Here is an 11983-nt window from a genome sequence, read left to right as displayed (position 1 = left end):
TGTAGTGGGCAGTATAAATGAGATAATTAAAAACTATGAAAAAATTTAAGTTTGTGATATAATGAATTCACTGGTAGCTAGTGAGATTTACTTCGTGGTCATTGAATAATCTTACAATTCACCAGTTTTAGGGAGATTACAAATTTATTGCGGATATAGAGAAGTGAGCTGATTATACATATGTGTAACAGTTCACTTCTTTTGCATAAAAATATCGTATATGAAAATATATTCTATTTTTCATATGGAAAATAGACTAGAAATTGGAGGTAAGAATGTTAAGAACGGTAGAGACAAAGTACGGAAAATTAAAAGGAATGAGAGGAAATAATCCTAGAGTTACAGCATATAGGGGAATTCCTTTTGCAAAACCACCAGTTGGGGATTTAAGGTGGAGAGCACCACAGCCTGTTGAACCATGGGATGGAGTAAGAGAAGCTTATAATTATGGCCCTATATCTATGCAGGATACTCCAGGACTTGGCGATGATGTATATTGTAGAGAGTGGCATGTGGATCCAGAAATCCCAATGGATGAAGATTGTCTTTATTTAAATGTATGGACACCTGCTAAAAGTGCAGATGAAAAATTACCAGTTTTAGTTTGGTATTTTGGTGGTGCATTTAACTGGGGATATACAGCAGAGATGGAATTTGATGGTGAAATGCTTGCTAATCAGGGAATTGTAGTTGTAACAGTTAATTATAGAATTGCAGTTATGGGATTTTTAGGTCATCCTGATTTAACTAAGGAAGCACCTGATGCACCAACTAATTTTGGTTTGTTAGATCAAAAAGCAGGTCTTGATTGGACTATAGAGAATATCGCAGCATTTGGTGGTGATCCAGATAATATTACTATAGCTGGTCAGTCAGCAGGTGGTGGTAGTGTTCTTAATCAGCTTGCTTGTAAAAAGAATCAGGGTAAGATGAAAAGAGCAGCTATTTTTAGTGGAATCATTAAGATGGATGATGAGCAAATGGATATATTTACACCTGTAGATTTAAAGAAGCATGAACAAAAAGGTGTTGAGTTCTTTAAGTTTTTAGGCGTTTCAAGTATAGAAGAAGCAAGAAAACTTGATGCAAAAACAGTTAGGGATAAATATGGCGAGTACGCTCAACTTTCTACTGATCCTATGAAGATGGGACTTAGATTTTTCCCATGTGATGATGGAGTTACATTTACCGGTGATCCAACAGATTCACTTTCAAAAAGTGATGTTAATAATGTACCGTTAATGACAGGTTATACAACAGATGAGTTTGTATTTGGTGGTATTAATACTGTTAAAGCTTCAGTGGATGTTACACTTAATGAATCTTTTAAAAACTATCCTGATAGACCATTATATTACTATTGTTTTGGACCTGAAATACCTGGATGGGATAATCCTGGAGTATTTCATTCTGTTGATTTATGGTTCTGGTTTGAAACACTTGGAATGTGCTGGAGACCATTTACAGGAAAGCATTATGATCTTGCAAGACATATGAGTGGTTACTTTGTTAATTTTATTAAGACTGGTGATCCAAATGGTAAGGACCATAATGGTGAAGAACTTGCTAAGTGGAGTAAGTACACTGGCAAAGCAGATGAAGTTATTAAATTTGATTAGCAAATGTGTATTCTTTAATAAAAGTGTATTGTTTTACATAGGTATATTTGTTAACAAAATTATATTTGTTCATAAAAGTATCTTGACTAATCAAAGAGTATTGTTTAATGAGAATGTTATTTAGTGTTATAAATAGAAATAATATAATACTATGTATATAGCGTATTATAAAGTGGTCAACCCGATGATATCATCGGGTTGATTTAAAAAGGAGGAAAAATGAGATTAGGAATTTCAGGAGCTCTTGAACATGAAAGTGTTGCTGAATGGGCAAAAAAACAAAGTAAACTTGGATGTAAGAGTATCGTATTTCCAATATCATGCAATGAAAGTGATGAATTAATTGACGAATATGTTAAGGCAGCACGAGAAAATGATTTAATGATTGCAGAAGTTGGAATCTGGAGAAATGCACTTTTCGGAAGTGAGGATGAGGTAAAGAAGAATCTTGATTATTGTGTTAATCAGTTAAGACTTGCAGACTATATCGGAGCAAGGTGTTGCGTAAATGTTGCGGGTGCAATTGGAAGTAGATGGGACGGCGGATACAAGGAAAACTTTTCAAAGGAAACATATGAAAAGATAGTTAAGATGGTTAGATATATCATTGATACAGCTGATGTGAAAAATACATATTTTACATTAGAACCTATGCCTTGGATGATTCCAACAGGCCCCGATGAATACTTAAGATTACTTGATGATGTTGACAGAGATAGATTTGCTGTGCATCTTGATGGAATTAATATGATTAATTCATCACAGAGATATTTTGCTATGGAAGAATTTATCGATGAGTGTGTTGAGAAACTAGGCAAATATATAAAAAGTTGTCATATCAAGGATATTCATTTGTGTGATGAATATACACTTATGTTACGTGAATGTGCTCCAGGTATGGGAGAATTTCCTCTAAAATATTATATGGAAAAAATTGATAAGTTAGATGAAAATATGCCAATTATTCTAGAACATTTAAACTCTGATGAAGATTATTATAAATATTTTGATTATATAAAGAAGTTATAATATACATTATTAGAAAGTATACTTATGATATTTCATATCATAGGTAGACCAAACCTTAAGCTAAATTTTTAACGGAAAACTCAAATTGTTTGCTTAGATATAATAAATGTTTTCGCTTATGTAAATATCATAGTTTTAATCTTTCTAATAATGTATATTATCGGAAAAAGTAAAATTATCTAAATGAAAGGAAATATAATTATAATGGAACATAAGAGAAATCAAGATGCTAATTTGATTAATGAAAAATACATTGAGTCATTGGTGGTTGAACAGAGGATTATTGATTCAGTTAAACCAAGTTTAAAGACAAATTACTTTGGAAGTGAATTTGATATGCCAATTCTCACACCGGCATTTTCACATATTGGAAATATTAATGGTAGAGAAAAGACAGGCCTTTATGAGTATTCAGTTGCCGCTAGAAATTTAAATATGTTAAATTTTGTTGGCATGATGGAGAATGAAGGTTTTAAGGATATAATGGATGCTGGTGCAAAGACAGTTAGAATAGTAAAGCCTTATGCTGATAATGGAAAGGTGCTTGATCAGTTTGCATATGCAAAGGAGATTGGAGCATTTGGTATAGGTATTGATATTGATCATATATTTGCTAATGGTGGATATGATGTTGTGATTGGTGAAGAAATGGCGCCACAGTCATCGGACATGATTAAGAACTATATTGATACATATAATTTACCTTTTGTTGTTAAAGGTGTTTTAAGTGTCTCTGATGCAGTAAAGTGTAAGGAGATTGGTGCATCTGCTATTATAGTTAGTCATCATCATGGTAGAATGCCTTCTGCTATTCCTCCTATGATGATTTTACCAGAGATTAAGAAGGCACTTGAAGGAAGTGATGTTAAGATATTCCTTGACTGTCAGATTGCAACGGGTATGGATGTGTTTAAGGCATTAGCACTTGGTGCAGATGGTGTTGCACCAGGTAGAGCTATGATGGATGACCTTAATGCAGAGGGCACAACTGGTGTAGAAAAGTTTATTAGAGGAATGGCTGATGAACTTATGTTTGCAATGGGAAATACAGGATTTGATAAAGTCGAGAATATTAATGATTCCGTGATACATAGATTGAATGGCTAGATATAGTTTTGAATAAAAAAGAAATGAGAATTATTTTGCTTTAATATATTGGCAAATAGTGATAAAATAATATTATAGTGTAGGCATAAACTATGAAAGGTATTTTGGTCTTTTTTTGTATTTGAGTGATGTTTTGGGGGAAACATATGATTATTCAAGAGAGATATTTTTTGTTATATATATGCCTTATTATGATTCAGCTTTTTTGTTGTATTAAGGCTTATAAATCTGATAAACCAATTGGAAAATACACTAGTTTTGTGAATGCTTCTATTATTCTTCCAATAGTTGGAAATATAATTATTATAACGTCTGAAAATAAGCATATATCTTATTTGGGATATTTGCTATATTATATTGGCATGACTTTCGTTATGCTTTCTTTAGTTGTGTTTACAAATGTTTATTGCAAGGGTGTTGATGAGTATAGTAAGAATAAACATAGTAAACCATATTTTCTATATGTACTAGTTATTATTGATATAATTCAGTTGTTACTAGGCGATATGTTTCATCATATTGTATCTTTAGAACCAACAATGTTAGATGGTAAAATCCTTTATAGTGATGTACCAAAGGTTGGATTAACTTTCCATAGAATAGCGGATTATTTTATTTTAGTTTGTATTGTTTTAATTTATTTTATTAGTATATATAAAACTTCTAAGTTATATAGGGAAAAATATGTATTATTACTTATTATTCTTGTAGCTTCCGCTGTGGCTCAGTTTATATATATACAAAACAGGAAAATTATTGATCATGCAATTATTTTTCATGCCATATTGGGTGGCGTGATTTTCTATTTATCCATTATACATAGACCGTTGCGTTTGTTAGATGCGATGCTTTCAAATATTATATCGGATATGAATGATGCGGTATATGTTTTTGATAATACACATAGGTGTGTATGGGTTAATGAACAAGGTATGAATTTGCTAGAATTAAAGGATAGTAGTTTAAAGGAAGTTAAAGATACATTATTTGAAAAATTTAAAAATATAACTAATAAAGGTGATAGCTGGACAGAGAACAGAGTTGTTGGGAAAAAATATTATATTCTTGAAAAGAAGTCAATAAAAGCAGAACGTGGAAAGTTGGCTGGTTCGATGTTGATAATTAAGGATGATACTAAGAGACATCTTGCCGTTGAAAGAGAAGTTTATGATTCAAGACATGATTCTCTTACGGGAATCTATAATATGAAATACCTATATTCAAGAATTTCTAATCAATTAGCATATACTGATGAAGAATATGTATTGCTATATTTAAATATTAAAAGTTTTAAATTAATTAATGAAAACTTTGGTAAGACATATGGAGATGTTGTATTAATTGAATTAGCTAATTGGATAAGGAATAACGTAAGTGATGGACTGTATGGCAGATTGGTATCAGATACATTTGGAATATGTATTTTAAAGAAAGATTTTGATGAAGATTTTTATATAAGAGAACTTAGTGATTTTGTTGTTATATTAAAGAATGTAGAACTTAGAATTAATATTCATATAGGAGTATATGAAGTTTTGAATAGAAGTATGGATGTGTCGGTTATGTTTGATAGGGCGCATCTTGCAATATCTAATGTTGAAGAAAAATATAAAACAGTGGTCAAGTATTACGATGAGAAAATTAGAAATGAAATGCTTGAAGAACAAAGATTAGTTTCAGATTTTCCAGTGGCCATAAAATATGATCATATTATACCGTATTTACAGCCTATAGTTGATGAAAAAGGAAAGGTTGTTGGAGCGGAAGCTTTAGCAAGATGGAATCATTCGGAAATGGGATTCTTACCACCTTATAAGTTTATTCCATTATTTGAAAAGAATGGTTTAATTACACAATTGGATATGTATATATGGGAACAGGTCTGTAAAATTCTAAATGAATGGAAAAAGTTAAATCTGGATTTGTTTATTTCGATTAATATTTCTCCTAAGGATTTTTATTTTACAGACGTGGTATCTGTTATAGTTAAATTAATTAAAAAGTACGATATAGAGCCAAGAAAATTAAGAATTGAAATTACTGAAACAGCCATGATGTCTAATCCTGAAGAAAGAATAGATATTTTAAATAAATTCAGAGATGCTGGATTTATAGTTGAAATGGATGATTTTGGAAGTGGTTATTCTTCACTTAATACACTTAAGGATATGCCAGTAGATCTTTTAAAGATAGATATGAAGTTTTTATCTAAAGATAATGATGAAAGAGCTAATATAATTATTAAGAACATTATAAATCTTACTAATGATTTGGATATTGTTTCTTTAACAGAAGGAGTAGAAACCAAGGAACAATTTGAAGGCTTATTGGCAATGGGGTGTGAATTATTCCAAGGTTATTATTTTTCAAAACCAATGCCGGTTGAAGAATTTAGTAGTTTTATTGAAAAAAGTGCATCTTTGTAAAGATGCACTTTTAATTTATTTTTTATTTTTTTTATTTTTTAAATATTCAATATGCCTTACAAGTACAATGTTTTTAATCCCAATAAATAGAGCAATAGAAAAGAATATAAATGAAATAATGAATAGAATGAAAACAGTCATATTACTAACATTATTATATTTTGTGATTGCTAATGCTATTGCGGGTAAAAAGAATATATTTGCTAATATTCCGAATAATAACATAAGTTTTACTTTTTTATAATCATATTTATTCATAGTTAATGCTCCTATTATTTTGCGTAAGCTTTGGCTTTGTCGTAACTTTTGTAAACCGTTTTGTATTCTTTTCGCATTTTGAAAATATTAGATACACATTTTGTGACCGCTGCAACAATTGCACCTGCATCGCCTATTCCTGCTGCTGCTAAAATTGCTTCAACAACTACTGCTTCTGGAAAAATGGCATTTGCGGCGCAAATGAGTAATGCTACTTCATAAGATACTCCTGCCACGCCACATTGGAAAAGAGCTTCGTTACGATATTTGTTTACTTTATCTATAGAGTTAGTATATTCGTCAAGTATTTTTACTCTATTAGCATTACCAGCATAATCTACTGTGTATGTAGCCTTGCAACCTATTCTATATTTTTTTCTTTTTTTCCCTTTTTGATACCAATAGCCATCACCATATAAGCAACGAACTTTATCTTCATAATTTCCTTTGTTGAGAATAAATGGTTGCGTAGCATCATTATTGATTGTATTCGAAAAAGCGATATCTGAATTGTTTGAAGAATTTATAATTTTGTTATTAGATAAATCTGTAGTTGCCGTGCTTATTGAATTAGTTTTTTTGTTATAAATAACTGTGAGTTTAGTTTTTGATGATGAATCTATTACATTGACTATATTTGTTTCACCAATGTTTTCGGTTGAAATAGAATATGTAGAGTTATTTTGGATGATTTCTTTTAGGTTATTTGAGTTTTGGGTTTCGCCTAAAATGAAATTTGTTGATTGTAGTGTAACGATAACGAGAATCATTATCGTGGATAGAATTTTTTTTGTTTTTTTCATAGTAATTACCTCTCTAGTTTAAATTTTTTAAAACATATGAATCCTAGCACTGTTTTATAAAATTGTCAATAATTTTTTTGAAGTTAGCATAATCTAATTGAAAAAAAGTATTTTTTAAAGTATAGTATACTCGGAGAAAAAATGAAAATGATTTATTGGTATAGAAATAGGAGTAACAATTAAAAATGACTTTAGATGAATTAAAGATTGGTCAAAGTGCGGTTATTAAAAGTGTTGGAGGCGAGGGTACACTTCGTCAGCACTTTTTGGATATGGGAGTAATTCCGGGAGCTAGAACTACTCTTATAAAATTCGCCCCTATGGGAGATCCAATGGAACTTAGAGTCCATGGATATGAATTAACACTTCGTCTTGATGATGCAAAGAACATTGAGATTGGAGATATTCTTGAAGAGGGTGAAAAAGAACCCAAGAAAGACAATGACATAAAGAAGGTTAAGTACAACGAGCATCCAGGTTTTGGTGAGGAAGGAAAGTATCATAAGAAGAACGATGGTAAGAAACTTCCTGATGGAACGATTCTTACATTTGCTCTAGCTGGTAATCAGAATAGTGGTAAGACAACACTTTTTAATCAACTTACAGGTTCAAATCAGCATGTTGGTAACTTCCCTGGGGTTACTGTTGATAGAAAGAGCGGTGAGATAAAGAATCATCCTAATACTGAGGTTGTTGATTTGCCTGGTATTTACTCGCTTTCGCCATATACGGAAGAGGAAATAGTTTCGCGTCAATATATCATCGGTGAAAAGCCTAAGGGCATTATTAATATTGTTGATGCGACTAATATTGAAAGAAACCTTTATCTTACAATGCAGCTTATTGAACTTGATATACCTATGGTTTTAGCGCTTAATATGATGGATGAAGTTAGAGGCAATGGTGGTTCTGTAAGGATAAATGATATGGAGCAAATGCTTGGTATTCCTGTTATACCAATTTCTGCTTCTAAAAATGAAGGTGTTAATGAAGTGATAAGTCATGCACTTCATGTTGCAAAGTATCAGGAAAGCCCAGGGAAAAAGGACTTTTGTGATAAGAATGATCACAACGGCGCGGTACATAGATGTGTTCATAGTATTATGCATCTTATTGAAGATCATGCAGTGGCAGCAGATATTCCGCTTAGATTCGCAGCAAATAAAGTTATCGAAGGCGACAGTAGAGTTATTGATGCTCTTAAACTTACTCAGAATGAAAAGGAAACTGTTGAACATATTATAATTCAGATGGAAGAAGAACGCGGACTTGATAGAGCGGCAGCTATGGCAGATATGCGTTTTTCGTTTATTGAAAGATTAGTTAGTAGTACGGTTATTAAACCTGAGGAAAGCAAGGAACGCGAACGTAGTGAGAAGATGGATAAGATCTTAACTGGTAAGCATACTGCAATACCTGCATTTGCTATTATTATGTCATTGATTTTCTATCTCACATTTAATTTGATCGGAGCTTTCTTTCAGGAAAAACTTGAATACATAATTGAAGTTGGTACTGATAATTTGGAAAAGGGTCTTGTTAACATGAATGTTAATAAGGTTTTGATATCGCTTATAATTGATGGAATATGTAATGGTATAGGAATTGTACTTAGTTTCTTGCCGATAATTATCATACTATTCTTCTTTTTATCTTTATTAGAAGACAGTGGTTATATGGCAAGAATTGCATTTGTTATGGATAAGCCTCTTAGAAAGATTGGTTTATCAGGAAGAAGTATAGTTCCAATGCTTATTGGGTTTGGTTGTTCTGTTCCTGGCGTTATGGCAAGTAGAACGCTTCCATCACAGAGGGATAGAAAGCTTACTATTTTATTGATTCCATTTATGAGCTGTACAGCTAAACTTCCAATTTATGGTTTTTTTGCGGCAACATTTTTCCCAGGACATGGTGCACTAGTTATGATTGCCTTATATTTATTTGGTATATTTATGGGAATCTTAACAGCGCTTGTTTCTAAGAGAACTGTATTTAAGGGTGAGGCAGTTCCATTCGTTATGGAACTTCCAAACTATCGTATGCCTAGTGCGAAGAATGTCTTTCAGCTTCTCTGGGAAAAGGCAAAGGATTTTATTACAAGAGCATTTACTGTAATATTCCTTGCAAGTATCGTTGTATGGTTTTTACAGAAATTTAGTTTACAGTTTGAATATACAAATAATGTAAATGAAAGTATTTTATATCATATAGCTAAGTTTGTTGCTCCAATATTTAAACCACTTGGATTTGGAGATTGGAGAGTTGCAGTTGCACTTATTACAGGATTTATGGCAAAAGAAAGTGTTGTTTCAACATTACAGGTTTTATATGGTAGTGGTAAGGCTTCGTTATTAACACTTGGCAATGCAGCAGCAGTTTCACTTCTTGTATTTTGCTTATTATATACACCTTGTGTTGCAGCTATTGCATCAGTTAAACGAGAACTTGGTAAGAAGTGGGCAGCAATTATGGTTATATTGCAATGTTCCATAGCCTGGGTTGCGGCATGCATTATTTATAATATAGCAAGTATGATAATGTAATTAGTTTGATAGTGTGGGAAGCTAGGATTAAAAAATAATAAGTATTTTTGAATATGAAATTGGACTTCAAAATAATTATCTTTTATAGGTATTTAGTATTGAAGTCCAATTTTTTTAGAAAAGATATTGACAATCTGTATATAACTGTGTATACTGTACATATAAACGGTGAGTGATACCAGTATAGATATTTAGAACTAGTGATTAGTATTAATTAAGGATGTGAAAAGATGAATAATAACGGGAAAACATTAATGGTTGAGGGTTTAAACAAAAGAATAGGTGATTTTGAACTTAAGGATATTAGTTTTGAATTAAAGCCAGGAGTTGTAACTGGACTTATTGGAGTTAATGGTTGTGGTAAGACTACACTTATGAGGACTTTGATGGGAAGTTACATTAAGGATTCAGGAAAACTTTCATATGTTGATGATAAAGGAAATGAAAATGAAGTATCAGATATAAAGAAGGAATTGGGTTTTATATTGGAAAGTTTTCCTTTTTCAAAAAATTATAGTGCAGAGAACATTGGTAAACTTTATGGAATATATTATGATGATTTTGATTATAAAAAATATATTGATTTATTAAAGGAATATAAAGTTCCATTAGGTAAAGCTAATGTTTTGATGTCAACAGGTGAAAGAATAAGAATAGAGATTGCATTTGCTTTAAGTCATAAAGCAAATATTTATGTTATGGATGAACCGGTAGGAAATTTAGATGTTGTTTTTAGAGATAAGTTTTATAAAATCATAAGAGAAATTGTTAGTGATGAAGTTAGTAGCGTTTTGATATCAAGTCATATAATTGGAGAACTTGAGGATGTTATTGATGAAGTTATATGGATGAATGACGGAAATATATTCTTTAATGGTAGTATAGAAGAACTTAGAGATTCTTATAGGATTCTTGAAGTTGATAAAGAGGACGTTGTAATGATTCCGTCTGACATGGTTGTTGGCAGCAGGGTTAGAGAGTATAGTAGTGAAGTTTTAATTAAAGTTGATGATGAGAATGAACTTAAAAATATAAGTGAATCAATTAGAGAAAAAATTAGATTTGCAGAACTTAAGGAGATTATATATTTTGTTGAAAAGACAAAGGAGAATAAGGAGGTATAAGCATGAACGTAAAAAGAAGTATATTGTTGGAAGAAATGAATAAGTTAAAAATTCTATTAACAAGTAATAGAGGGATTTTTCTATTTACGTTTGTTTTTGCAGTAATATGGACAATTAAGGATCTTAAGTTTTGTTATATGGGATGTTTTGTATCTTCGTTTATATTTGTGTTATGGTCATTAGAAAGTTTTAAGGAGGATGCTTCATTTTATATTCCTATGACATTTAAAGAAAAGAACAGACGAATTTTTTGCTTTGGAAATATAATAGCTTTTTGTTTTGTGATAATTTTTATTTTAATTAATGTAATAAATATTATTATTCCAAATTTAAATGAGTCCAGAGTGAAATCAGGGTATACAAATATATGTTCACTTAATAATATATTACTTTTGGTATATTTGTATTTAGTAATTGTGGCATTTGTTCTTAGTAATAAAATGGTGATGGGATTTTCAGAAGATGTATATTTATTTGGAATTAAATTACCACGTTTTGTAAGGTATATTTTTACGGTGCCTGGAACATTTTTATTTTCATGGACAGCAATGTCAATTGCAATTGGAAACTCGATTAATAAATATAAATGGATAATTTATATTGGTATTGTTTTAACTTTGATTGATATAGTTTTAGAATATAATCAGAATAAGGAAGCGGATTGTAAGTGGTTTCCTGGAAATGAGTCAAAATAAAAAATTTAAATATTACTTTAATTATTAATAAATGGAATATGCTAGCCTGCAAATAAAAAGTCAAGGCTAAATTTATAAAAATTGAAAATTAAATATAGGTTGGGAAAAGGCATTAAAAGAAGACCACCACATCAGTGCCGGTCTGATCAGGATCATTTATTAGTTATGATTAATCTGAAAGAGTCGATAGATATTCGGTAACTCGTCCATAGTAGACTCGTAAAAACTTATTTGCTCCAGCAGTCATATAGACATAGTACGGTTTACCTTGAGATCTTTTCTTATCAAGAAATTGATATACCGGATCGTCTATCGGAGCTGTTTTTATAAGTACATCCATTATCTGAAACAGAGTCTTTCGAAGATCAGCAGAACCTCT

At 31.1% G+C, this 11983-nt stretch carries 9 protein-coding genes and 1 pseudogene; 7 read left to right on the top strand and 3 right to left on the bottom strand.

Going from position 1 to position 11983, the window contains the following annotated elements; all coding sequences use genetic code 11:
* Positions 1-275: 275 nt before the first annotated feature.
* The 4 genes from B5D16_RS05215 (at position 276) to B5D16_RS05200 (ending at position 6181) form a co-directional block, all read left to right on the top strand.
* A complete protein-coding gene (locus tag B5D16_RS05215) occupies positions 276-1619 on the top strand; it encodes a carboxylesterase/lipase family protein (RefSeq protein WP_143405048.1) in 1344 nt (447 codons plus the stop codon).
* A 219-nt stretch (positions 1620-1838) separates the two neighbouring features.
* A complete protein-coding gene (locus B5D16_RS05210) occupies positions 1839-2648 on the top strand; it encodes a sugar phosphate isomerase/epimerase family protein (RefSeq protein ID WP_078765924.1) in 810 nt (269 codons plus the stop codon).
* Positions 2649-2852: 204 nt separating this feature from the next.
* The gene (locus B5D16_RS05205) at positions 2853-3755 is read left to right on the top strand and encodes an alpha-hydroxy acid oxidase (protein ID WP_159444289.1); all 903 of its coding nucleotides are present in this window, start codon (positions 2853-2855) and stop codon (positions 3753-3755) included.
* Between the two features lie 146 nt (positions 3756-3901).
* Positions 3902-6181 (top strand): GGDEF and EAL domain-containing protein, encoded by a 2280-nt coding sequence (locus B5D16_RS05200; protein ID WP_159444288.1) that lies wholly within the window; start codon positions 3902-3904, stop codon positions 6179-6181.
* 15 nt (positions 6182-6196) lie between these two features.
* Here B5D16_RS05200 and B5D16_RS05195 read toward each other — a convergent pair whose 3' ends face one another.
* Both B5D16_RS05195 and B5D16_RS05190 read right to left on the bottom strand, forming a co-directional pair.
* Positions 6197-6439, bottom strand: coding sequence for a hypothetical protein (locus B5D16_RS05195; RefSeq protein ID WP_078765921.1), 243 nt, complete (start codon positions 6437-6439; stop codon positions 6197-6199).
* A gap of 14 nt (positions 6440-6453) precedes the next feature.
* The gene (locus tag B5D16_RS05190) at positions 6454-7242 is read right to left on the bottom strand and encodes a hypothetical protein (RefSeq protein ID WP_078765920.1); all 789 of its coding nucleotides are present in this window, start codon (positions 7240-7242) and stop codon (positions 6454-6456) included.
* 185 nt (positions 7243-7427) lie between these two features.
* On the opposite strand from B5D16_RS05190, the gene feoB reads away from it, so the two are divergent.
* The 3 genes from feoB (at position 7428) to B5D16_RS05175 (ending at position 11604) form a co-directional block, all read left to right on the top strand.
* Positions 7428-9785, top strand: coding sequence for a ferrous iron transport protein B (gene feoB / locus B5D16_RS05185; RefSeq protein ID WP_078765919.1), 2358 nt, complete (start codon positions 7428-7430; stop codon positions 9783-9785).
* Between the two features lie 230 nt (positions 9786-10015).
* Positions 10016-10909, top strand: coding sequence for an ATP-binding cassette domain-containing protein (locus B5D16_RS05180; RefSeq protein ID WP_078765918.1), 894 nt, complete (start codon positions 10016-10018; stop codon positions 10907-10909).
* Between the two features lie 2 nt (positions 10910-10911).
* A complete protein-coding gene (locus tag B5D16_RS05175; RefSeq protein WP_078765917.1) occupies positions 10912-11604 on the top strand; it encodes a hypothetical protein in 693 nt (230 codons plus the stop codon).
* A 169-nt stretch (positions 11605-11773) separates the two neighbouring features.
* Here B5D16_RS05175 and B5D16_RS05170 read toward each other — a convergent pair.
* Positions 11774-11983: pseudogene (locus B5D16_RS05170) on the bottom strand (IS110 family RNA-guided transposase); the annotation flags it as partial.

Origin of the sequence: Eubacterium uniforme, assembly GCF_900167115.1 — a bacterium.
Taxonomy (GTDB): domain Bacteria; phylum Bacillota; class Clostridia; order Lachnospirales; family Lachnospiraceae; genus Eubacterium_S; species Eubacterium_S uniforme.
This window is presented reverse-complemented; position numbering and strand designations above follow the sequence as displayed.